Source organism: Pantoea sp. SGAir0175 (assembly GCF_043547855.1).
Window position 1 is genome coordinate 1,960,658 of the sequence record NZ_CP028081.1, and the last position, 23,532, is coordinate 1,984,189.

The window sequence follows — 23,532 nt, forward strand, 5'->3', positions numbered from 1 at the left end:
GTTTACGAGCGATACGGCCTCAGATTATTCCTTCTCTTCCCGCACGCGCACCCCGATTTTGACGATTTGGTTATCCTCTTTTTCCGCCACCGTCCACGTCAGCTGGTTCCACTCGACCTGATCTCCCACCACTGGCGTGCTGCCGAGCAGACCCATAATCAACTGGCCGAGCGACTGCTGATCGTTGGTCTCTTCATCGAGCTCCAGGCCGTAGATCTGCGCGACATCGCGCAGGCGCGCCTCGGCATCAAGGATAAAGTCACCAAAGAAGCGCTGATCCAGCGCCACCGGCGGCGTCTGGCTGAACATTTTGCCCAGCGCCGGCAAATCGCGCTCGCGGCCAATAACGCACAGCACGTCACCCTCTTTCAGACGCGTATTGCCGTTGGGGTGCATCAGCGCGTTATCGCGGAACAGGGCGGCAATGCGCGTTTCGCGCGGCATTTGCAAATCGCGCAGCGCGGCGCCAACGCACCATTTGTCGGCGCTGAGCTGATAAACAAACTGCTCCCACGGATTTTCCGGATGGATATCCAGCCCGACGCGGCTGATGGGCGATGCGGTCGGCGGTACCACCACCTTAGCCCGTTTAGCGGCATAGCCCAGCGACGTGCCCTGCAGCATCAGAGATACCAGAACCACGAAGAAGGCGATATTGAAGTAGAGTTTTGAATTCTCCAGCCCGGCCATCATCGGGAACACCGCGAGGATAATCGGCACCGCACCGCGCAGGCCTACCCAGCTGATAAAGATGCGTTCACGTCCGGTAAAGCCTTTAAACGGCAGCAGCCCGACCAGAATCGACAGCGGACGCGCCACCAGAATCAGCCACAGCGAGAGAATCATCGCCGGCAGCGCGATATGCCACAGATCAGACGGCGTCACCAACAGGCCAAGCACGATAAACATACCAATCTGGCTCAGCCAGGCCATGCCGTCGAAAGTTTGCAGAATGCCGTGGCGGTTACGAATCGGGCTGTTGCCCAGCAGGAAACCACACAGATAGACCGCCAGGATGCCGCTGCCTTCCATCACCGTGGTCAGGGCAAACACAATGATGCCGCCGCTCAGCGCCAGCAGCGGATAGAGCCCTTGTGCCAGGCTGATGCGGTTGATCAGTTGCTGCAGCGCCCAGCCACCGCCCAGTCCGAGCACAATGCCCAGGCCGAACTGCTGCACCAGATGCACCACAAACATCCAGCTCAGGCCGCTCTGCCCCTGCTGGATCATATCGATCAGCGTAATGGTAAGAAACACCGCCATTGGATCGTTGCTGCCTGATTCAATCTCCAGCGTGGAACTGACGCGCTCGTTAAGCCCTTTGTCGCCCAGCAGTGAAAACACCGCTGCGGCGTCGGTCGAGCCGATAATGGCGCCAATCAGGAAGCCCTGCATCAGATCGAGCTTAAACAGCCAGGCGGCAGCCAGACCGGTGAGGCCGGCGGTAATCATCACGCCAACGGTGGCCAGCGACAGCGCCGGACCAAGCGCCACCTTGAACGAGCTGGCCTTGGTGCGCATGCCGCCGTCGAGCAGAATAATCGCCAGCGCCAGGTTGGACACCAGATAGGCCACCGGATAGTTATCAAAGGCAATACCGCCGATGCCGTCCACGCCGGTCAGCATCCCCAGCGCCAGGAAGATCACCAGAATCGGGATACCGAGACGCGACGAGAAGGAACTCAGCAGAATACTTGCTGCGACCAGCACGGAACCAATAATGAACAAACTGTAAATCATGCTGGCATTCAACGGCGTTCTCCTGCGGCGGGGCATAAAAAAGCAAATTGCGGGCAATTCACACAGACAAGGTGAAAAGATAATGCCTTATCAATAGCTTGTCAGCGGTTAATTGCACATTTTTTCATTCTGTGGCGTGCTATCCCATAGAAGGTTAAATCCGCACAGAAAAACAGCAGGGTTTTCAGAGGGGTTAAGCCGGGCGGGGTAAAGAAAAAGCCGGTCGGTGACCGGCTGGTAAACTCAGGCTTCAGCGACCTGTTTGTGGAAAAGCTCACGAAATACCGGGTAGATGTCTTCCGGCTCGCGGATGTGCTGAATGGCAAAGTTATCAAACATCGCCTGCAGATGCTCATACTCGCGCCACAGGGTTTGGTGCGCCCGTCGGGTAATCTCAATGTAGCTGTAGTAGCGCACCACCGGCAGAATATGCTTCGCCAGAATTTCATGACACAATGGTGAGTCATCCGCCCAGTTATCGCCGTCCGAGGCCTGCGCCGCATAAATATTCCACTGCGACGGGTCATAACGCTCTTTCACCACTTCGTCCATCAGCTTAAGCGCGCTGGAGACGATAGTGCCGCCGGTCTCCTGCGAGTAGAAGAACTCCTGTTCATCGACTTCTTTCGCCTGAGTATGGTGACGAATATACACTACATCGACGTTTTTGTAAGTCCGGCTGAGGAACAGATAAAGCAGGATATAAAAGCGTTTCGCCATATCCTTGGTCGCCTGGTCCATCGAGCCGGAAACGTCCATTAAGCAGAACATTACCGCCTGGCTGGACGGTTCAGGCCGCTTCTCGAAATTCTTGTAACGCAGGTCAAAGGTGTCGATAAACGGCACACGCTCAATGCGCGCCCGCAGTTCCGCAATCTCTTTACGCAGCCGCTCCTCTTCCAGCAGTTGCGCCGGCTCGCTGTTTTCGACTTCACTCAGTGTGGCTTCCAGTTCGTGCAGCATACGACGTTTGCCTGCGGTCATGGCGGTTCGTCGCGCCAGCGAGTTTTGCAGCGAGCGTACCACGCTGATATTGGCCGGCACGCCATTCGAGGTGAAGCCCGCGCGGTGAGTTTTGTACTCATTGAGCTGGCGATGCTGATTTTTGCGCAGGTTAGGCAGCGCTAAATCCTCAAACAGCAGATCGAGGTACTCATCCTTGGAAATCTGAAACACGAACTCGTCCTGACCTTCTCCGTCCTGGCTGGCATTGCCCTGACCGCTGCCGCCACCACCGCCGCCCTGCGGCCGCTCAATGCGGTCGTTTTGCACAAAGTGGTCGTTCCCCGGATGCACGCGATGACGACTGCCGCCGCGCCCCTGATGGAAAATCGGCTCGTTGATGTCGTCAACAGGAATCGACACCGATTCGCCACTCTCCACGTCGGTGACCGAACGCTTGTTGATGGCCTCGGAGATCGACTGTTTGATTTGCGACTTATAACGGCGCAAAAAGCGCTGCCGGTTGACCGCACTTTTATTCTTGCCGTTAAGACGCCGATCGATGAAATAGGCCATAAATTCCCCCAAACTACGCTGTAAGCCAGGCCGGAACGGGTCCGGCCTCCTCAGGCGGCATGTGGATGCCGCGTAGCTTACCGCTGTCGATTATGACGATTTGCGCACGCGCAGATACCATTCGCACAGCAGACGCACCTGCTTGCGGGTATAGCCTTTTTCCATCATGCGATCGACAAAATCGTCGTGTTTTTTCTGTTCGTCCGTGGATGTTTTGGTGTTGAACGAAATCACCGGCAACAACTCCTCGGTGTTGGAGAACATTTTCTTCTCGATCACCGTGCGCAGTTTTTCGTAGCTGGTCCAGTTTGGATTGCGTCCGTTATTCTGCGCTCGTGCGCGCAGCACAAAGTTGACAATCTCGTTACGGAAATCTTTCGGGTTACTGATCCCGGCAGGTTTCTCGATCTTTTCCAGCTCGGCATTGAGTGATTCACGATCAAACAGCTGGCCGGTATCCGGATCGCGGTACTCCTGATCCTGAATCCAGAAATCCGCGTAAGTGACGTAGCGGTCGAAGATGTTCTGACCATACTCCGAATAGGATTCGAGGTAAGCGGTCTGAATCTCTTTGCCAATGAACTCCGCATATTTCGGAATCAGATAGCCTTTCAGGTGTTCCAGATACTTCTCCGCCTGATCCTGCGGGAACTGCTCGCGCTCGATCTGCTGCTCCAGCACGTAAAACAGGTGTACCGGGTTAGCCGCTACTTCGGCATGGTCGAAGTTAAACACGCGTGACAGAATCTTAAAGGCGAAGCGGGTCGACAGGCCGTTCATGCCTTCATCCACACCGGCGTAATCGTGATACTCCTGCCACGATTTCGCTTTCGGATCGGTGTCTTTAAGGCTTTCACCGTCATAGACGCGCATCTTCGAGTAGATACTGGAGTTTTCCGGCTCTTTCAGGCGCGACAGAATCGAGAAGCGCGCCAGCGTTTCCAGCGTGCCGGGTGCGCAAGGCGCGGTGGTCAGCTCACTGTGGTTGAGCAGTTTTTCATAAATTTTGATCTCCTCGGATACGCGCAGGCAGTAAGGCACCTTCACGATGTATACACGGTCAAGGAAAGCTTCGTTGTTCTTGTTGTTACGGAATGTCACCCATTCTGACTCGTTGGAGTGCGCCAGAATAATGCCGTTAAACGGCAGGGCGGAAATCCCTTCGGTACCGTTATAGTTACCTTCCTGAGTAGCGGTCAGCAGCGGATGCAGCACTTTAATGGGTGCTTTGAACATCTCCACGAATTCCATGATGCCCTGGTTGGCGCGGCACAGCGCACCCGAATAACCGTAGGCATCCGGATCGTTTTGCGCGTGGTTTTCCAGCTTACGGATATCCACTTTACCCACCAGCGCTGAAATATCCTGGTTGTTCTCATCACCCGGTTCGGTTTTGGCGATAGCCAGCTGTTCCAGAATCGACGGCCACACTTTCACCACTTTGAAGCGGGTGATGTCGCCGCCAAAGTCATGCAACCGTTTTGCCGCCCACGGCGACATAATGGTGCCAAGGTAACGCCGCGGCACGCCGTACTCTTTTTCCAGAATATTGGCGTCTTCCTGCGGATTAAACAGGCACAGCGGATGGTCATTGACCGGGCTGCGTTCACCGTCGGCACTCAGCACATAGATTGGCACGCGCTGCATCAGCGCTTTAAGCCGTTCGGCCAGCGAGGATTTACCGCCGCCCACCGGGCCGAGCAGGTACAGAATCTGTTTCTTCTCCTCCAGCCCCTGCGCGGCGTGTTTCAGGTAGGAGACGATCTGCTCAATCGCTTCCTCCATACCGTAAAACTCTTCAAAGGCCGGATAGCGTCCGATGACGCGGTTAGAGAAGATACGGGAAAGGCGAGGCTCCTGGGCAGTATCGACCATCACAGGCTCACCGATGGCCATCAATAGTCGTTCTGCCGCGTTGGCGTATGCACTGCGATCCTGCTTACAGATGGTGAGGAATTCCTGCAGTGTGAACTCTTCGTCCTTGGCAGCTTCATAACGCTGACGATAGTGATCGAATATATTCATAGCGATGCCCGTCCTTTCGTTTTTAGCACAGGTAAAGGAGCGTAATAAGATGCTCTTGCAGCTCCCGGAAGATATTCTTTATTGAGTACAGCAACCCTTATGCCAACCTGACGATTTTTTATCGGGATTCACAATTCTTATGGTTACTCTGCTCGTACAAAAAATTCTCGTCTTACTTTTACTGTAGAAGGCAATCAGAAAAATTGCTCCGTCTTTTCTCCTTATTTAGCGATATATCAATAACAAAGTCTCATAAGCGCTAAGGCCGTCACGCCCTTGCGGCAACAGGTGCACTGCGTCTCAGACGCTTCTGACAGGATAAAAAGGAAATCAACATTAAAAGTTAAACCAGTGGCAAAATTTGGTTAGACTCTGCGTGTGATTGTTATATTAATGGAATGAATAAATTGTGAACCATTTCAAACTTAAAGCGCTTGCTCTGATGTGTCCTTGCTATTTTGCGGCGTTCAGCACTTACGCTGAACCCGTGTCACTTGGGGCTTCGGTTATTTATGCCCAGTCGCCCTATCGCGGCGGCCAGGACCGTTACCTGCCGATCCCGGTCATCAATTATGAGGGAGAAAACTTTTGGTTCCGCAGCCTGCAGGGCGGTTATTACCTGTGGAAAGACCCGCAGAATCAGCTGTCGTTAACGCTGCTGGGCTCGCCGCAGCAGTATGACCCGAAAGATAACGATCTGGGCGATATGAAAGGGCTGGACAAGCGTCGCATGACGCTGATGGCCGGCGCGACTTATCGTCACGTTGCTGACTGGGGAATTGTGCGTACCGCGCTGCTGGGCGATGTGCTGAATAACAGCAACGGCATGATCTGGGACCTGACCTACCTGTACCGCTTTGATTTCGGCGCGTTCAGCCTGACACCGGGCATTGGCGCAATGTGGAACAGTGCCAACCAAAACCGCTATTACTACGGCGTTTCCGGCCACGAAAGCGCGCGTACCGGCATCGATCGCTATCACCCGGACGACAGCTGGTCGCCTTACGTCGAGATGAACGCCAGCTACCAGATAAGCGAGAGCTGGAACGCCAGCCTGTCAGGCCGTTACACCCGTTTCGCCAGCGAAATTAAAGACAGTCCAATGGTAGATAAAGACGGTCAGTTTACGCTGTGGACCGGCGTCAGCTACAGCTTCTGATGACCGCGCGAACGCCTCATAATGAGGCGTTTTTGTTACCCTGCACCAATATTGCGCCCCGTAATGGCGCAACGGGAGGTGAGATGAAGACAATTCAGTTCAATGAGGATACGCCGTTACCGGCTATCGGCCAGGGCACCTGGTATATGGGCGAGAATCCGGCACAGCGGGCGCAGGAAATCGCTGCGCTGCAGGCTGGACTGGACGCCGGACTGAAACTGATCGATACCGCTGAGATGTATGCCGAAGGCGGCGCGGAAGAGGTGGTCGGCGCTGCGCTGCGCGGACGGCGCGATCAAGCCTGGCTGGTATCAAAAGTTTACCCGTGGAACGCCGGTGAGGTCGATGCGATTGACGCCTGTGAGCGCAGTCTGCGCCGTCTGCAGACGGACTATCTCGATCTTTATCTGCTGCACTGGCGCGGTAATGTGCCGCTGGAGGAGACCGTGCGCGCCATGCAAACGCTGCAGCAGCAGGGCAAAATCCGCCACTGGGGCGTCTCCAATTTTGATAGCGACGATCTGCAGGAGCTGTGGAGTGAAGCCGGAGGGATGGGCTGCGCGACTAATCAGGTGCTGTACCATCTGGCTTCACGCGGTATTGAATTCGATTTACTGCCGCTCTGTCAGCAGCACCATACGCCCGTCATGGCTTACTGTCCGCTGGCGCAGGCCGGACGGCTGCGTCAGGCGCTGTTTGACGATGCGACTTTGCAGCAGATTGCACAACAGAAGGGCATCAGCATCGCTCAGTTGCTGTTGAGCTGGGTGATTCGCCAGCCGGGCGTAATGGCCATTCCCAAGGCGGGCAGCGTGGCGCACGTGCAGGAGAATGCGGCGGCCCTGAATATCACCCTGACCAGCGATGAGCTGGCGCTGCTGGATCGCGCCTTTCCGCCGCCGCAGCATAAACTGGCGCTGGATGTGGTGTAAACGGCGCGTGCGCGCCGTTCAGCATTACTTATTGCGGATTCTCAGCGTGACGCCAAGGCGGGCAGGGGTTTCTCCGGCACTTTTCATCGGTTTGCTAATCCGCGCCGTCTCCACGCATACCATGGTTTTATAACCATCATTAGGCATATCGGCCATGCTGCAGGACAGTGCCGGGCCAGGATTCCAGGTGACAACGTCACTTTGATAATGGTGATAGACTTCAATCTGGCGTTTACCGGCGCGATCGTGGATCACGCTGCAGTCTTCCGCTGCGGTATGAATGCGATCAACCCGATCGGGATAGGTTTGTTTCCCGTCCGCTGCGCTGCCGATGGCACTGTCCTGCACCTTATCGATGTAGCTGTTGCCGAGCCCGCTGACTTCAACCTGCGCAATGTCCGCCACCTGAAAATAGCTGTGCAGCGCGGCAGTGGCTTCATAATCGCCCCAGGCTTCCAGCTCAATCTCACAGTGTTCAGCAATGCGGAAGCGCGCCAGCAGTGTGAAGTCGTGCGGCCACAGTTTTTTCGTTTGTGCATTACTTTCCAGCGTGAACGTCAGCATGACCGCATCTTCGTTCTCATCATGCGCCGTCAGCGTCCACGGCTGATTGCGGGCAAAGCCATGCGCAGGTTCACCTGCCGGACCAAACCACGGCCAGCAGACCGGCACGCCGCCGCGAATGGCTTTTCCGCTGACGAATGGCGTCTTGTCGCTGAGCCAGATGGCGGGCTGCTGACCGGCCGGTTGCCATGCCAGTAGGTGCGCACCCTGCAGGGCAATGGCGGCGCGCACTTTCGGATGGCTGATCACCAGAATCGATAATTCACCCATCTGACGCTGCGACAGGTAAGGGGTGATCTGCGTCACCACGGGCAAGTTAAAGAGCGAATTGTGCATTGTCAGACCTTCTCTCATCCAATCGAAAAAAAAGGGGCGACCGAAGTCACCCCTTGTCTGTTTAGCCGGTTAGCTTACTTAGCAGCAACCAGTGCAATCAGATCCAGAACCTTGTTGGAGTAACCGGTTTCGTTATCGTACCAGGAAACCAGTTTCACAAAGTTGTCGTTCAGAGCGATACCGGCTTTCGCGTCGAACACGGAAGTCAGGGTTTCGCCGTTGAAGTCGGTAGAAACCACGTCGTCTTCGATGTAGCCCAGCACGTCTTTCATGTCACCTTCAGCAGCGGCTTTGATGGCTGCACAGATGTCTTTGTAAGACGCTGGTTTTTCCAGACGGACGGTCAGGTCAACCACAGAGACGTTTGGTGTTGGTACGCGGAACGCCATACCGGTCAGTTTACCGTTCAGCTCTGGCAGAACTTTGCCTACTGCTTTTGCTGCGCCGGTAGAAGATGGGATGATGTTCTGCGCTGCACCGCGGCCGCCGCGCCAGTCTTTGTGAGACGGGCCATCAACGGTTTTCTGGGTGGCGGTGGTGGCGTGAACAGTGGTCATCAGACCTTCAACGATACCGAACTTGTCGTTGATCACTTTAGCCAGCGGTGCCAGGCAGTTGGTGGTGCAGGAAGCGTTAGACACGATGTCCTGGCCGGCATATTTGTCGAAGTTGGCACCACGAACGAACATTGGGGTGTCATCTTTAGACGGGCCAGTCAGAACCACTTTCTTCGCGCCGGCAGTGATGTGTTTACGTGCGGTTTCGTCGGTCAGGAAGATACCGGTTGCTTCAGCAACAACGTCAACGCCCACTTCGTCCCATTTCAGGTTAGCCGGGTCTTTCTCAGCGGTAACACGGATTTTTTTACCGTTAACGATCAGCGCGCCATCTTTCACTTCTACGGTGCCGTCGAAACGACCGTGTGTAGAGTCATACTTCAGCATGTAAGCCATGTAATCGGCGTCGAGCAGGTCGTTGATCGCGACGATTTCGATGTCAGAACGCTGCTGAGCAGCACGGAAAACGATGCGACCGATACGGCCAAAACCGTTGATACCTACTTTGATAGTCATATATTCCACCAGCTATTTGTTAGTGAATAAAAGGTTGGCTGTAAAATTACAAAAACCTTACCAGGCGTCAAGCGGAATCGTGTCAATTGTTGCGACAGGTCAATTCCAGCGCCAGGAATAATTGGGTGCGCAAACGCTTGCGCAGCGCCCTTATTGCGCACCTATCTTACGCCGAATGCAGACTAAAAAGGGATGACTGTTGCAAAGAGTGATCGTCATCACAAAATTGCGCAGTGCTGGTCGGGGCAAAAGCATCCGCACGAAAAAAGACCCGGAAGATGTTGTTCGTTTGTTAGAATACTAGACGATTTTTACAGAATGACACTCCGGAACTCAAAATGGCTAAAGACACCGCACCCGAGGCAAAAATTGCCCAGCTGTCGGAAATGCAGCGCTACGTCACTCAGCATCGTGGAACCGAACCGCCTTTCACCGGCGCGCTGTTGCACAACAAGCAGGAGGGTATCTATCACTGCCTGGTCTGCAACGCACCGCTGTTTCTCTCCGAAACCAAGTATGACTCCGGCTGCGGCTGGCCGAGCTTTTACCAGCCGTATAACGATGAAGCTATCCGCTATCTGGAAGATGACTCGCACGGTATGCACCGCGTCGAAATCCGCTGCGGTAACTGCGACGCCCATCTGGGCCACGTCTTCTCGGATGGCCCGCAGCCAACCGGCGAGCGCTATTGTGTCAACTCAGCGTCGCTGAACTTTACTGACGAGCAGGGCAATCAGCACGAGGGCTGAGCATGAAGCAGGAACTGGAAGCAATGCTGGCGGCGATGACGCCGGAAGTCTACGAGCGCCTCGCCAGCGCGGTGGAAACCGGCAAGTGGCCAGACGGCGTGGCGCTGACGCAGGATCAGAAAGATAACTGCCTGCAGCTGGTGATGCTGTGGCAGGCGCGGCACAACGACGAACCGCAGCACATGACCATCGGTAAAGGCGGCGAGATGGTAATGAAGTCGAAAAAACAGCTGAAGGAAGAGTGGGGAATCGAGTCCGACGTGACGCGCATCAACCTGCATTAACTGGCTGCAGGGCTGGAGAGTTCCAGCCCTGATTTTCAGATAATGACCGCACCCTGCGCCTGCATCTGCGCGATCGCGATCTCGCTGTCGTCCGGATTGAGATTGACGCCACGGCAGCCTTCCTGCACCACCTCAACGTGATATCCCAGTTCCAGCGCATCCAGCACGCTGTACTTGACGCAGTAATCGGTCGCCAGGCCCAGCATCACCAGGTGAGTAATGCCGCGCTCGCGCAGCCAGCTGTCGAGCTCGGTTTTGCGGCGGTGCCCGTTATCGAAAAAGGCGCTGTAGCTATCCACATCCACATCGCCGCCTTTATGGAACACCGCATCAATCAGACTGCGATCGAGATCCGGATGGAAATCCGCGCCCTGTGAGTGCTGCACGCCGTGATCCGGCCACCAGATCTGCGCCAGACCATTCAGTTCACCGAGGGTATACACCGGCTCGCCAGAGACCGAGGCAAAGCTGCCGTGATTGGCCGGATGCCAGTCCTGCAATGCCACCACGCATTCACCGCGCGCGCGGAATTCGCGTGCATAGCGATTAGCAACGGCAACCGTCTGGTCACCTTCACGCACGGCCATCGGGCCGCCGGGGCAAAAATCGTTCTGAATATCGATGATTATCAATGCCCGCTTCATGGGATTTTGCTCCGTATCAGTCTTCGGTCAGTTCGCCACGTAAATTCTGCTGCATTTTGGCACGAATTTCAGCGCTGGTGAGGTTCTGGCTTAACAAAAAGTGCAGTTTAGTCAGGGTGGCCTCGACGGTCAGATCAAAACCACTGATCACGCCGGCGTGTTCCAGTGCGTTGCCGGTGGCGTAACCGCCCATGTTGACCTTGCCGGACATGCACTGCGTCAGGTTCACCACCACAATGCCGCGCTCGCTGGCCTGCTGCAGTTCGGCAAGAAACTCGGCGTTTTGTGGCGCGTTGCCCACACCGTAAGAGCGCAGAATCAGCGCCTTCACCGGCTGACGCAGGAAATTGCGCACCACGTCGGCAGAGATGCCTGGATAGATGGTCACCACACCAATCGGCTGAGGCGTGATCGGATGGACGATCAGCTCACCGCTGCCGCGCGGTGCTGGTGGCGTATTGAGACGGCGAATATGGATGCCTGCTTCCAGCAGCGGCGACAGGTTCGGTGACGCAAACGCATTAAAGCCGTCGGCGTGGGCTTTGGTGGTGCGGTTACCGCGGAATAGCGTGTTGTTGAAGAACAGCGCCACTTCATTAATCGGATAGTTAGCCGCGACGTACAGCGAGTTCAGCAGGTTCTGCTGACCGTCTGAGCGCAACTCGGCCAGCGGGATCTGCGACCCGGTGACGATCACCGGCTTGGCCAGGTTCTCCAGCATGAACGACAGCGCCGACGCGGTGAACGCCATGGTATCGGTGCCATGCAGAATGACGAAACCGTCATAGCGATCGTAGTTCAGCTGGATGTCGTCAGCGATTGACTGCCAGTCCTGCGGCGTCATATCCGAGGAGTCAATCAGCGGATGGTATTCGTGGATGGTGAAATCCGGCATTTCCGGACGGTGAAACTCTGGCATCATCGCCAGCTGCTGCTGCAGATGGCCAGAGACCGGAATGTAACCCTGCGCGGAGCGTTGCATACCGATGGTCCCGCCCGTGTAGGCTACATAGATATTTTTCTTTTGCATGAATGGACTCAGACTTGCCGTAAAACGCGCAGTATAAGGGGATTAGCGGGGAAAAGCAGCCCGACCAGCGGCCGGGCTGTAAAGATTAGCGTACGTTGCCGCAGGTCAGGCAGAACGCGTAACGGTTTTGCGGATCGTTGAGATTATTCATCAGGCCCGGCTGCGCCTGCAGCGTTCCCATCACTTCGCTGACCGGTGCCGGCAGCCACACTTTCAGCGCGGCCGGCAGTACGGCCTGCACTGACGCGTTCATCTGGTTCAGCAGCAGGTCGATCATTCCCGGATCGTCCTGATACCAGCTCAGTTCAGGTTTCGCGACCTTCGCCAGCTCGGCGGCTTTGGCCACCGCATCGTCGAAGTCGCCCAGCGCATCCACCAGCCCATTGGCTTTAGCATCGCTACCGGTCCAGACGTGACCCTGCGCAATGGCATCAATCTGCTGTGGCGTTTTATGGCGTGACACCGCCACCAGTCCAACAAAGTTGCGATAACCGTTTTCAATGGTCAGCTGCATCAGCTGCTGCACTTCAGCCGGCAGCGCTTTGGTGGTCGACACATCCGCCAGCGGCGAGGTGGCAACGCCATCGCTGTGCACGCCGATGCTGCTCAGGCTATTCTCCACCGTATTGATCACGCCAAAGATGCCGATCGATCCGGTCAGGGTGCTCGGCGCAGCGACGATGTAGTCGGCCGGCGTGGAGATCCAGTAGCCGCCCGATGCCGCCATGCCGCCCATTGAAACCACCACTGGCTTACCGGCGTCATGCGCCGCCGCCAGCTCTTCGCGGATGGCTTCAGAGGCCGTTACGCTGCCGCCCGGGCTGTTGACGCGCAGCACGATAGCTTTGATTTTGTCGTCGAGGCGGGCGTCGCGGATCTGTGCAGCGGTGGTGTCGCCACCGACGTTGCCGGCGCTCTCTTCGCCGTCCATGATGGCGCCGCTGGCGAGAATTACCGCAATGTTGCCATCCTGCTGCGTCGGTTGTTTGACGTTATAGTCATAGATGCTGACGTTGCGGTAGTCGTTGCTGGCTTTATCCCAGCCAAAGGTTTTTACCAGCTCGCGATCGGCGGCAGCGCGCGAATCCAGCACATCCACCAGTTTGTTATCCAGGGCATATTTAGCGGTATCGCCCTGAACGGCCTGCAGACCGCTGATGATGCCCGCCGCCCCCGGGAACAGCTGCTGCGGCGTGATTTGCCGGTTGGCGGACACCGTGTTGAGGTAGTTCTGCCACAGCTGGCCGACCCAGCGGCCATCAGCATCGCGCGCTTCCGGCGACATATCATCACGCAGGAAAGGTTCAACCGCGGACTTATAGGTGCCGACACGGAACACGTGTGAGCTGACTTTCAGCTTATCCAGCAGGGATTTGTAATACAGGCCGTTGGTGGCGAAACCGTGCAGATCCACCGTGCCCTGCGGCGACAGATAGACCTTCGTGGCGTAGCTGGCGAGATAATATTGCGCCTGGCTATAGCTGTCGCCGAGGGCAAAAATGGGTTTGCCCGCGTCGCGGAATTCGCGCAGTGCCTTACCCACGTACTGCAGCGAAGGCTGATCGCCGCCGGCAAAATCGCGCAGATCCAGCACCATGCCGGTGATATTTTTATCGCTCTTTGCCTGACGAATGGCATCGACCACATCAAACAACGAATTTTCCTGCAAACGATCGCTGCTGGCACCCAGCAGCTGGCGGCTGATGCGGCTCAGACGATTGCTGACCGACGGTTTGTCCACCAGCACGCCGCTCAGATCGACTTTCAGCGCACCCTGCTGCACCGGTTCACTGCTGCTGGCGCTGGATAGCTGCAGCCAGATGCCGACGCCGGCCAGAATTAACACAATCAGGAACAGATTCAGGATAAATTCCCGGATAAAATTCAGCACCCGCCAGCTCCAGCGGAACAGGCCAGCAATAATTCGCCACAATGTGCGCATAAACTCTCCATATTCACGTAGCCAGGGCAGCCGGTGTGCGGTCTGCCCCGATGTCGGGTTCATCCTAAAGAGCAGCGTGCGAAAAGTCAGCAGGAAATCGCGCCAGACTGTTACAAAAGATCGCGCTGTGCCAGGATTAGCCCACGCTTTGTTAATCACGGGAGAATCAAGATGGATGCTCTGGAATTACTGATAAACCGTCGTTCAGCGTCGCGTCTGACCGAGCCGGCACCGGCCGGTGAGGTGCTGCAGAATATTCTGCACGCGGGTATGCGCGCACCGGATCATGGAACGCTGCAGCCGTGGCGCTTCATCATCATTGAAAATGAGGGGCGCGAACGCTTCAGCCATCTGCTGGAGCAGGCCGCACGCGACAGCCAGCTGGATGACAAAGCTATCGAGAAGGCCCGGACGTCACCATTCCGCGCGCCGATGATCATCACCGTTGTCGCGCACTGCGAAGCCTCCGCCAAAGTGCCGCGCTGGGAGCAGGTCGTGTCCGCGGGTTGCGCGGTGATGGCGATGCAAATGGCGGCCGTCGCGCAGGGCTTTAACGGCATCTGGCGCAGCGGGCCGTGGACCGATCATCCGCAGGTACGCGCCTCCTTTGGCTGCCGCGAGCAGGATGCGATTGTGGGTTTCCTCTACCTCGGAACGCCGCAGCTGAAAGCGAATACCACCGTGGTTGCGCCCGATAGCGAGGCTTTTGTCAGTTATTTCTGACAGACAGCAGCGGGTTTCTGCGGCAAGGTGCATGCAACGACACTGATTGCACAGTCGCTGTGCGAAAGATCGCGCTTAGCTGCGACAGCGCTTACCAGCAGCGGGCTGCCAGGCTAACATAGCCCTCTCTGTTCAGCGCACAAGGAACCCGCCATGAGCGAACCGCTTCGTTTGACGCAATACAGCCACGGCGCTGGCTGCGGCTGTAAAATTTCACCTCAGGTGCTTGAGACCATTCTGCACAGCGAACTGGCTGCCTTTCACGATCCGCAACTGCTGGTCGGCAATGAAACCCGTGACGATGCTGCCGTGTACGATCTTGGCAACGGCACGGCGGTGATCAGCACCACTGACTTCTTTATGCCCATCGTTGACGATCCGCACACCTTTGGCCGTATCGCGGCCACCAACGCCATCAGTGATATTTACGCCATGGGCGGCAAACCGATCATGGCCATCGCTATTCTCGGCTGGCCGGTTAATGTGCTGGATGCGAAGGTGGCACAGCAGGTGATTGAAGGCGGTCGCGCGGCCTGCCAGGCGGCCGGCATCGCGCTGGCGGGTGGTCACTCAATTGATGCGCCGGAACCGATTTTTGGCCTTGCCGTTACCGGCATCGTTGACGTAGCGCGCGTGAAAAAGAACAGCGCTGCGCAGGCGGGCTGCGAGCTGTTCCTCACCAAACCGCTCGGCATCGGTATTCTGACTACCGCAGAGAAAAAAGGGCTGCTGCGTGCGGAGCATCAGACGCTGGCGGCGCAGGTGATGTGCCAGCTCAATAGCGCAGGGGCGGAATTTGCTAAACTGCCCGGCGTCAGCGCCATGACCGATGTCACCGGCTTTGGTCTGCTGGGGCATCTGAGTGAAATCTGTCTGGGCTCCGGCCTGCGCGCACATGTGCAGGCCGCACAGGTGCCGCGTCTGCCCGGCGTGGACCAGTACATTGCGGCCGGCGCGGTGCCGGGCGGCACCAGCCGCAACTTCGCCAGCTACGGCGAGCACATTTCTGCCATGGATGAGGCCACGCGCGCACTGCTGTGCGATCCGCAAACTTCCGGCGGGCTGCTGGTGGCGGTACAGCCTGACGCTGTGGCGGCGTTTCACGCGTGCGCCGCGCAGGCTGGCGTTGAGGCCACGGCGATTGGCACACTGCTGCCGGCCGACCGCGCCCATCCACTGATTACTGTAGTCACCTGACGTAAAGGAACGACGCCATTCATGCGTTTGTTTATTGCTGAAAAACCCAGTCTGGCACGCGCCATCGCCGATGTGCTACCCAAACCGCATCGACGTGGCGACGGCTATATTGCCTGTGGTAATGACCAGGTTGTGACCTGGTGTGTCGGGCATCTGCTGGAACAGGCGCAGCCTGACAGCTATGACAGCCGCTATGCGCGCTGGAATCTGGCGGATTTACCCATCATCCCGGACAAATGGCGCCTGCAGCCGCGCCCGTCGGTGGCGAAGCAGCTCAAAGTGATCGAGGGCTTACTGCAGCAGGCCAGCGTGGTGGTGCACGCCGGTGACCCGGATCGCGAAGGACAACTGCTGGTCGACGAAGTGCTCGATTATCTGCAGCTGCCGGCTGAAAAGCGCCAGCAGGTGCAGCGCTGCCTCATTAACGACCTCAACCCTGCGGCGGTCGAGCGCGCAGTGAGCCGTTTGCGCGAGAACCGTGAATTCATTCCGCTGTGCGTTTCGGCGCTGGCCCGGGCGCGCGCTGACTGGCTGTATGGCATCAACATGACGCGCGCCTGGACGCTGTTGGGCCGCAACGCCGGTTACGACGGCGTGCTCTCGGTGGGACGCGTACAGACGCCGGTGCTGGGGCTGGTGGTGAGGCGCGATGAAGAGATCGAAAACTTTGTGCCGAAAGATTACTTCGAAGTTAAAGCGCACATCGTCACCCCGAAAGAGGAGCGCTTCGTTGCCAGCTGGATCCCCAGCGATGCCTGTGAACCGTGGCAGGATGACGAGGGCCGGTTGCTGCATCGTCCACTCGCTGACCACGTGCTTGAACGTATCAACGGCAAACCGGCGTGGGTTACCGGCTACAACGATAAGCGGGAGTCAGAAACGGCGCCGCTGCCATTTTCCCTCTCCAGCCTGCAAATCGAGGCGGCGAAGCGTTTTGGCCTCAGTGCCCAGACGGTACTGGACTGCTGTCAGCGTTTGTATGAAACCCATAAGCTGATTACGTATCCGCGTTCGGACAGCCGCTATCTGCCGGATGAACATTTTGCCGGACGTCATGCGGTGCTGAACGCCATTCAGGCGCATCAGCCGGACGTATCACTGCCAGCGGATTTCAATGCGGATCAGAAAAATCGCTGCTGGGACGATAAAAAAGTGGATGCGCACCATGCCATCATTCCTACGGCGCGCGCCAGCAAGGTGAACCTGAGCGACAATGAAGCCAATATTTACGGTCTGATTGCGCGCCAGTATCTGATGCAGTTTTGTCCCGACGCGGTATTTCGCAAATGCGTCATCGACCTCGATATCGGCGGTGGCAGGTTCGTTGCCAAAGCACGTTTTCTTGCCGAAGCCGGCTGGCGTGCGCTGCTGGGCAGTAAAGAGCGCGATGAAGAGAATGATGGCACGCCGCTGCCGGTGGTGAGTAAAGGCGATGAGCTGTTGTGTGAGCGTGGTGAGGTGCTGGCGAAGCAAACCCAGCCGCCGCGGCCGTTCACCGACGCCACGCTGCTGTCGGCCATGACCGGTATCGCCCGCTTTGTGCAGGATAAAGAATTAAAGAAAGTGCTGCGTGCGACCGATGGTTTAGGAACGGAAGCGACGCGCGCCGGCATCATAGAATTGCTGTTCCGCCGTACATTTCTGGTGAAAAAAGGTCGCTATATTCACTCAACCGAGGCGGGCAGGGCGCTGATTCATGCGTTACCTGAGATGGCCGCGCGGCCGGATATGACGGCGCACTGGGAGTCAACGCTTACCCGCATCAGTGAAAAAGCCTGTCGCTATGATGAGTTTATGCAGCCGCTGGTCAGTACCTTAATCGGACTAATCGGTGAGGCGCGCCAGAGGCCGTCGCTGCAGGCTTTTCGTGGATTAGCCGCGACCGGAGCGAAGACGCGCAGTAAAGGCAAAACGCCCCGGCGCAAAACGAAGGAGACGGAATAATGCGTTACGCAACGCTGTTGCTGAGTGGGCTGCTGCTGTGCAGCCATGCCGCGCTGGCTAATCGCCAGCCGGAGCCCGCGCGAATGGGCAATACCGATGTGGTGGTGGATATGCCGCCGGAAGTGTGGACGCAGGGGCAGAATCGTCAGCAGAACAACTGCCTGCAGTGCTGTATCTATGAAAACCGCAGCTACTCCGAAGGCGCCGTGGTGAAAGCAGAGGGCGTACTGCTGCAGTGTGCGCGTGATGAAAAAGTGCTGGGTACCAATCCGCTGATTTGGAAAATCATTAAATAAGCGAGCGTGGCGCGCAGGCGCCACGCTGTTCAGTTACAGCTTGAAGCTGGACCACACCGGCGCGTGATCGGACGGCTTTTCCATACTGCGAATGTCGTAGTCGATGCCGCTGTCGATGCAGCGTGAAGCCAGCGGTGGGCTGGCCAGCAGCAGATCGATGCGCAGACCGCGGTTGTCATCAAATCCTTTGGAGCGATAGTCGAACCACGAGAAGCGATCTGCGGTTTCCGGGTTTTTCTCACGCCACGTATCGACCAGCCCCCACTGCAGCAAACGGTCCATCCACTCGCGCTCTTCCGGCAGGAAAGAGCATTTGCCGGTGCGCAGCCAGCGCTTGCGGTTCTCTTCACCAATACCAATGTCCAGGTCGGTACTGCTGATGTTCATATCGCCCATGATCAGCACCGGCTTGTCGGCCGCCAGTTGCTGCTCGAGATAGCTTTGCAGGTCGCGATAGAACTTCTCTTTGGCCGGGAACTTGATGGGATGGTCACGGCTTTCCCCCTGCGGGAAGTAACCGTTGATGACAGTGATATCGCCTATCGGGCTGGGAATTTCTGCCATGATCAGACGTCGCTGGGAATCTTCGCCGTCATCGGGAAAACCGCGTCGAACTGCCACCGGCTGCGTCTTCGTCAGCAGCGCCACGCCGTAATGGCCTTTCTGGCCGTGATAAAACACGTTGTAACCGAGTTTGCTGACCTCTTCCAGCGGGAACATGTCATCGTGCACTTTGGTTTCCTGCAGGCCGATGACATCCGGTTGATGCTGTTCAACCAGCGCCGCCAGCTGATGAGGGCGTGCGCGCAAACCGTTGATGTTAAAAGAGACAAATTTCATTTCGCTGCCATTTTTCGTCGCAAAAGGTTGCGGCGATGGTAACCAGGTTTGCGGCAAAAGTCATGGCTTGCGTCATAAGAGCGTGCCGATAAGAGCGAGAGGCAGAACGCAGGTGATTTGTCGTGGGAGACGCAGGATAGCGGGGTAAGACAGGCGATGCCGTTCAGTCTGGGGGCGTTGATGTGAATATCCAGGTGCGCATTAAGGTACAAACCGGCCACATGGGTAACACTTTAGACCGGGCACATGGGTAACAGTTATAAACGGCATAGCAGAGGAGACTCACTATGCCCTGGACTGAGACTGTTACCATGCAACGCCTTGAATTCATCCTCGCCTGCCAGGCAGGCGGGGAATCCATGACGCAGCTGTGTCACCGCCACGGCATCAGCCGCAAAACCGGCTACAAGTGGCTCAGCCGCTTTAACCCCGGCGAGCTCTCCTCGCTTGAAAATCTCTCCCGCGCCCGCCATCTCCAGCCCGATAAAATCGCCCCCGACATCGCCGCGCGCCTTGTTCAGTTCCGCCAGCAGCACCCCGACTGGGGGCCAAAAAAAATCCGCCACTGGTTCCTCAGCAACGGCGCTGACTTCATCGTGCCCGCCGCCAGCACCATCGGCGACCTGCTGAAGGCGGCGGGAATGGTGCAGCCGCGGACGCCGCATAAGCGAACGCCGGGCAACCTGCGCAGTCTCACGACACCCGTGAGGAATAACCACGTCTGGAGCGCTGATTTTAAAGGGCGCTTCCGCCTGAAAGACGGCAGCTGGTGCCGCCCCTTCACGCTCACCGATAACCACAGCCGCTACCTGCTGTCCTGCGAGCCGGGCACGTCGGAGACCACGGTGTTCGTGCGCGGCTGCATGGAAAAGGCCTTCCTGGAAGGCGGGCTGCCCGACGTTATCCGCACCGACAACGGCTCGCCCTTCGTTGCGCCGGGCATCCTCGCGCTGACGCAGCTGAGCGTGTGGCTGATAAAACTGGGGATACAGCCGGAAAGAACCGCGCCGGGCTGTCCGGGGCAGAACGCCCGCCACGAGCGGATGCACCGATCGCTGAAGGTCGCCATGAGCCATCACGACGTCTTTGGCTCGCTGCCGGAGCAGCAGGCGTGGTGCAGCGGATGGCGGAACGAGTTCAATCAGGAAAAGCCGCATGAGGCGCACGGGCAGCAGCCGCCCGCGAAAATATGGACGCCTTCACCGCGGAAATGGAACGGAAAAGTGCCGGAGGTGGGCTATCCGGAGGGGGCGAAGCTGTACAAAGTCGGTGAAAAAGGCGACCTGAGGCTGAACGGGCGGACCTTCCTGAGCGCAGCGTTACGGGGCGAGTACGTGCGGTTCCTGGAAGTGGACGACGGCATTGACGTCATCCTCTTCGACAGGCTCATCCTTGCGTATTATGACCGGGCAGAAAAGCGTATTATCCAGATCGACTGACCACAAAAAGTGTTACCTGTGTGCCCGGTCTGATCTGTTGGTACAAACCGGTCACATGGGTAACACTTAAGTCCGTGTCACTGTAGGGGCGCCATTGATGGCGACCAAGCATTGCCTGAATTCAGATATCAGCAGGAGGAGAAGTGCAAAATGAAATGGTGGCGGGAGAAGGATTATTCGCCGCAAGCGGCTCACCCTGCGGGCCGCGCTGCGCGCGTTGTCTCACTGCGTTCGACCCGAACCTTCGGTCGAAGCTTCTCATCCTTCTCCGGATGTTATTTATTGGTTTTTCTATCGGCTGGAGGAGATGTGCAGCATAAAATGGTGGCGGGAGAAGGATTCGAACCTTCGAAGTCGATGACGGCAGATTTACAGTCTGCTCCCTTTGGCCGCTCGGGAATCCCGCCAGGGATATGAAGCTCAGAAAATTCAGGCACAGAATGGATTCAGATGGTGGCGGGAGAAGGATTCGAACCTTCGAAGTCGATGACGGCAGATTTACAGTCTGCTCCCTTTGGCCGCTCGGGAATCCCGCCACTGGCCTGAATCTTTATGCCTGAAAGCGGGGCGCATCATACCAAATGCGTTCAGTCTGTAAAGCGCCCGCAGTAAAAAACTCAATCGTTTGCCCACTTTTTACGCGTGGCGCTGAAGAGTTGCGCAAATCAGCGCCGCAGTGGTTAAAGAATGATCGTGCGGTTGCCGTAAACAAACACGCGCTGGCCCAGCACTTTATACAGCGCGCGGCTTAGTACATTCTTTTCCACGTCGCGTCCGGCACGCATCATCTCTTCAGCGGTATAGCTGTGATCGACGTTAATCACGTCCTGCATGATGATCGGGCCTTCATCCAGGTTGTCGTTCACGTAGTGCGCGGTGGCACCGATGATCTTCACGCCGCGCTCATAGGCCTGATGATAAGGACGGGCGCCAATAAAGGCTGGCAGGAACGAGTGGTGAATATTGATGATCTGGTTGGGATAACGCTGCACAAACGCCGGCGTCAGCACGCGCATATATTTCGCCAGCACCACGTAATCCGGCTGATAGCGATCGATCTCATCCGCCATGCGGTTATCGTGCTCTTCGCGCGTCAGGCCTTCATGGCTGACCAGTACGAACGGGATGTCAAAACGCTCGACCAGTGAACGCAGCGTTTCATGGTTACCAATGACGGCGGCGATTTCCATGTCCAGACCACCAAAGGCGCTCTTCATCAGCAGATCGCCCAGGCAATGCGCCTCTTTGGTGACCAGAATCACCACGCGGCGACGTCCGGCGCTGTGGAGCTCACGTACCGAACCGGTCGGCAGCGCGCTGTCGAGGTCAGCCAGCAGCGTGTTGTCGTTGAAAATGCCTTCCAGCTCTGTGCGCATGAAAAAGCGCCCGGTACGGTGATCGACGAACTCATTGTTCTGCACAATGTTCAGTTCGTGCTTGTAGCAAATATTGGTGATCTTGGCGATCAGACCTTTGGCATCGGGGCAAATGGTCCGTAAAACTTTTCGTTGCATGGTTTGCGCTTGCATCTCGATCAGAGTCCTGTCAAAGCGATGAATGGTGAAGCTGTTGGGCATCTGTCCAGATTAGCCACAACATTTTTTGTATTTTTTATCGGAGCCACAAGGACAGCGATCGTTACGCCCTAACTCCGGCGTTGTTCCGTCGACATAGTACCAGCGTTGATCCTCGCGAAGAAAGCGTGAACATTCATACAGGCTGCAGGTACGGCCTTTTTCGAGATAACGCGCAAAAAAAGTCACGAAGGCTTCATTCTCATGGCTTCCGTGATTACAACGGGTTACATTCAGGCCAAGCCATTCTGTGGTGGCGAAACTTTCGGATAATAGCGTCTCCAGTCCGGCCACGCGCTGGCTGGGATGCCAGGTTTCTACCAGCCAGGCGGCGTTTTGCTTAACGTAAGCGCTGTAACGCGAGCGCATTAACTGTTCAGCGCGCTGTGGCGTTTGTTGCCCGTTCAGAAAGGGCTGACAACATAGGCTATACTGCTCTCCGCTGCAGCAGGGGCACTTTTCGGACACATCATCTCCTGAGAGTGATTAAAGTTAATGAAAGTGTGCGCTATGTTAGCCGACTGGCCAGCGTGAAGCTACGCATCAGGTTGATCACGAGGTGAGATGAGAAAAGTCAGGATTGGGCTGGCCCTGGGATCGGGCGCTGCCAAAGGCTGGGCGCATATCGGTGTCATTAACGCGCTGGAGCGCGCCGGTATTGAGGTGGATGTCGTCGCCGGCTGTTCCGTCGGCGCACTGGTGGGTTCTGCCTACGTCAACGGCCGTCTGGCGTTGATGGAGAAGTGGGTCAGCGCATTTCGCTACTGGGATGTTATCCGTCTGATGGATCTCTCATGGCAGCGTGGCGGCCTGCTACGCGGCGACCGGGTGTTTAGCCATATCCGTCAGCTAATCCCTAACGAGCTCATCGAAGACGCGGACAAGCGCTTTGGCGTGGTGGCAACCAACCTCAGCACCGGACGCGAGCTGTGGCTGACCGAAGGGGATTTGCACCAGGCGGTGCGTGCATCGTGTAGTATGCCAGGCTTATTGCCTCCGGTTGGCTACAATGGTTATTGGCTGGTGGATGGTGCGGTGGTCAATCCGGTGCCGATTTCGCTAACCCGCGCGCTGGGCGCTGACATTGTGATTGCCGTTGACCTGCAACATGATGCGCACCTGATGCAGCAGGATCTGCTGTCGGTCACGCCGCAGAGCGGTGAAGAGTCGGCAGCGGCAGAAGCACTGAGCTGGGGCAAAAAACTGCGCCAGCGTCTGATGGGGTTGACCCATCGGCGCGCCAGCCAGTCTCCAGGCGCGATGGAAATTATGTCAACGTCAATCCAGGTATTGGAAAATCGCCTGAAACGTAACCGTATGGCAGGCGATCCGCCGGATGTGCTGATTCAGCCTTTTTGTCCGCAGATTTCAACGCTGGACTTTCATCGGGCTGAAGAGGCCATTGCGGCAGGCAAGGCCGCCGTGGAGAAAAAAATGGATGAACTATTACCGCTGGTCCGTAGCAGATAATCAGTTGTTCATTCACGGGGGTTGTGACTTCAGCCAATTCTGAAAGGCGCAAC

General features: G+C 56.9%; 21 protein-coding genes, 2 tRNA genes and 1 other RNA gene. 10 read left to right on the top strand and 14 right to left on the bottom strand.

Annotation, left to right across the window (positions count from 1 at the left end; genetic code table 11):
• Nucleotides 1–24 precede the first annotated feature (24 nt).
• From C1N56_RS09045 to yeaG, 3 genes are all read right to left on the bottom strand, one after another.
• Nucleotides 25–1,752, bottom strand: a complete 1,728-nt coding sequence (locus C1N56_RS09045) for a potassium/proton antiporter (protein ID WP_021510055.1) — start codon at nucleotides 1,750–1,752, stop codon at nucleotides 25–27.
• A 231-nt stretch (nucleotides 1,753–1,983) separates the two neighbouring features.
• Entirely contained in the window at nucleotides 1,984–3,258 is a 1,275-nt protein-coding gene (locus C1N56_RS09050) for a YeaH/YhbH family protein (protein ID WP_031280211.1), read from the bottom strand.
• Nucleotides 3,259–3,348: 90 nt separating this feature from the next.
• Nucleotides 3,349–5,283: a protein kinase YeaG gene (gene yeaG, locus C1N56_RS09055; protein ID WP_021510057.1), complete on the bottom strand. Its 1,935-nt coding sequence runs from the start codon at nucleotides 5,281–5,283 to the stop codon at nucleotides 3,349–3,351.
• 409 nt (nucleotides 5,284–5,692) lie between these two features.
• On the opposite strand from yeaG, the gene C1N56_RS09060 reads away from it, so the two are divergent.
• Complete coding sequence (locus tag C1N56_RS09060) at nucleotides 5,693–6,442, top strand: MipA/OmpV family protein (protein WP_058774604.1); 750 nt, start codon at nucleotides 5,693–5,695, stop codon at nucleotides 6,440–6,442.
• Between the two features lie 83 nt (nucleotides 6,443–6,525).
• Nucleotides 6,526–7,374, top strand: coding sequence for an aldo/keto reductase (locus C1N56_RS09065; RefSeq protein WP_262257893.1), 849 nt, complete (start codon nucleotides 6,526–6,528; stop codon nucleotides 7,372–7,374).
• 24 nt (nucleotides 7,375–7,398) lie between these two features.
• On the opposite strand, the gene C1N56_RS09070 is transcribed toward C1N56_RS09065, so the two are convergent.
• Nucleotides 7,399–8,274, bottom strand: a complete 876-nt coding sequence (locus tag C1N56_RS09070) for a D-hexose-6-phosphate mutarotase (protein ID WP_058771253.1) — start codon at nucleotides 8,272–8,274, stop codon at nucleotides 7,399–7,401.
• A gap of 74 nt (nucleotides 8,275–8,348) precedes the next feature.
• Complete coding sequence (gapA, locus tag C1N56_RS09075; RefSeq protein WP_021510061.1) at nucleotides 8,349–9,347, bottom strand: glyceraldehyde-3-phosphate dehydrogenase; 999 nt, start codon at nucleotides 9,345–9,347, stop codon at nucleotides 8,349–8,351.
• A gap of 338 nt (nucleotides 9,348–9,685) precedes the next feature.
• Here gapA and msrB point away from each other — a divergent pair, with 338 nt between their 5' ends.
• Together msrB and C1N56_RS09085 are read left to right on the top strand one after the other, a co-directional pair.
• Nucleotides 9,686–10,096, top strand: coding sequence for a peptide-methionine (R)-S-oxide reductase MsrB (msrB, locus tag C1N56_RS09080; protein ID WP_394517416.1), 411 nt, complete (start codon nucleotides 9,686–9,688; stop codon nucleotides 10,094–10,096).
• Between the two features lie 2 nt (nucleotides 10,097–10,098).
• A complete protein-coding gene (locus C1N56_RS09085) occupies nucleotides 10,099–10,380 on the top strand; it encodes a YeaC family protein (protein ID WP_058774606.1) in 282 nt (93 codons plus the stop codon).
• 35 nt (nucleotides 10,381–10,415) lie between these two features.
• Here the strand turns inward: C1N56_RS09085 and pncA are convergent, their stop codons facing one another.
• From pncA to sppA, 3 genes are all read right to left on the bottom strand, one after another.
• Nucleotides 10,416–11,024: a bifunctional nicotinamidase/pyrazinamidase gene (pncA, locus tag C1N56_RS09090; RefSeq protein WP_031280213.1), complete on the bottom strand. Its 609-nt coding sequence runs from the start codon at nucleotides 11,022–11,024 to the stop codon at nucleotides 10,416–10,418.
• Between the two features lie 16 nt (nucleotides 11,025–11,040).
• The gene (gene ansA, locus C1N56_RS09095) at nucleotides 11,041–12,054 is read right to left on the bottom strand and encodes an asparaginase (protein WP_058757717.1); all 1,014 of its coding nucleotides are present in this window, start codon (nucleotides 12,052–12,054) and stop codon (nucleotides 11,041–11,043) included.
• Nucleotides 12,055–12,139: 85 nt separating this feature from the next.
• On the bottom strand, nucleotides 12,140–13,996 hold the full coding sequence (gene sppA / locus C1N56_RS09100; RefSeq protein WP_104189025.1) for a signal peptide peptidase SppA: 1,857 nt from the start codon (nucleotides 13,994–13,996) through the stop codon (nucleotides 12,140–12,142).
• A gap of 171 nt (nucleotides 13,997–14,167) precedes the next feature.
• Here sppA and C1N56_RS09105 point away from each other — a divergent pair, with 171 nt between their 5' ends.
• The 4 genes from C1N56_RS09105 to C1N56_RS09120 all read left to right on the top strand — a co-directional run bounded on the left by C1N56_RS09105 (nucleotide 14,168) and on the right by C1N56_RS09120 (nucleotide 18,156).
• Nucleotides 14,168–14,719 carry an NAD(P)H nitroreductase gene (locus C1N56_RS09105; RefSeq protein ID WP_394517417.1) on the top strand — a complete coding sequence of 184 codons (552 nt, stop codon included), beginning with the start codon at nucleotides 14,168–14,170 and terminating at the stop codon, nucleotides 14,717–14,719.
• Between the two features lie 153 nt (nucleotides 14,720–14,872).
• Nucleotides 14,873–15,916 carry a selenide, water dikinase SelD gene (gene selD, locus C1N56_RS09110; RefSeq protein WP_394517418.1) on the top strand — a complete coding sequence of 348 codons (1,044 nt, stop codon included), beginning with the start codon at nucleotides 14,873–14,875 and terminating at the stop codon, nucleotides 15,914–15,916.
• A 21-nt stretch (nucleotides 15,917–15,937) separates the two neighbouring features.
• Entirely contained in the window at nucleotides 15,938–17,860 is a 1,923-nt protein-coding gene (locus C1N56_RS09115; RefSeq protein ID WP_058757713.1) for a DNA topoisomerase III, read from the top strand.
• Nucleotides 17,860–18,156 (top strand): YnjH family protein, encoded by a 297-nt coding sequence (locus tag C1N56_RS09120; protein ID WP_021510070.1) that lies wholly within the window; start codon nucleotides 17,860–17,862, stop codon nucleotides 18,154–18,156. Before C1N56_RS09115 ends, C1N56_RS09120 begins: the two co-directional genes overlap by 1 nt.
• 33 nt (nucleotides 18,157–18,189) lie before the next feature.
• Here the strand turns inward: C1N56_RS09120 and xthA are convergent, their stop codons facing one another.
• A complete protein-coding gene (xthA, locus tag C1N56_RS09125) occupies nucleotides 18,190–18,996 on the bottom strand; it encodes an exodeoxyribonuclease III (RefSeq protein WP_058771257.1) in 807 nt (268 codons plus the stop codon).
• Nucleotides 18,997–19,307: 311 nt separating this feature from the next.
• On the opposite strand from xthA, the gene C1N56_RS09130 reads away from it, so the two are divergent.
• Complete coding sequence (locus C1N56_RS09130) at nucleotides 19,308–20,435, top strand: DDE-type integrase/transposase/recombinase (RefSeq protein WP_394517419.1); 1,128 nt, start codon at nucleotides 19,308–19,310, stop codon at nucleotides 20,433–20,435.
• 156 nt (nucleotides 20,436–20,591) lie between these two features.
• Here C1N56_RS09130 and C1N56_RS09135 read toward each other — a convergent pair.
• The 5 genes from C1N56_RS09135 to C1N56_RS09155 form a co-directional block, all read right to left on the bottom strand.
• Nucleotides 20,592–20,718: non-coding RNA, RtT sRNA (locus C1N56_RS09135), on the bottom strand.
• Nucleotides 20,719–20,757: 39 nt separating this feature from the next.
• Nucleotides 20,758–20,842: transfer RNA gene (locus C1N56_RS09140), tRNA-Tyr, on the bottom strand.
• A gap of 44 nt (nucleotides 20,843–20,886) precedes the next feature.
• Nucleotides 20,887–20,971 (bottom strand) — tRNA-Tyr (locus C1N56_RS09145).
• Between the two features lie 144 nt (nucleotides 20,972–21,115).
• The gene (purU, locus tag C1N56_RS09150) at nucleotides 21,116–21,964 is read right to left on the bottom strand and encodes a formyltetrahydrofolate deformylase (protein ID WP_031280214.1); all 849 of its coding nucleotides are present in this window, start codon (nucleotides 21,962–21,964) and stop codon (nucleotides 21,116–21,118) included.
• A 57-nt stretch (nucleotides 21,965–22,021) separates the two neighbouring features.
• Complete coding sequence (locus tag C1N56_RS09155; protein WP_040679954.1) at nucleotides 22,022–22,477, bottom strand: YchJ family protein; 456 nt, start codon at nucleotides 22,475–22,477, stop codon at nucleotides 22,022–22,024.
• Nucleotides 22,478–22,573: 96 nt separating this feature from the next.
• On the opposite strand from C1N56_RS09155, the gene rssA reads away from it, so the two are divergent.
• Nucleotides 22,574–23,479, top strand: a complete 906-nt coding sequence (gene rssA, locus C1N56_RS09160; protein ID WP_336699041.1) for a patatin-like phospholipase RssA — start codon at nucleotides 22,574–22,576, stop codon at nucleotides 23,477–23,479.
• Nucleotides 23,480–23,532: the final 53 nt, after the last annotated feature.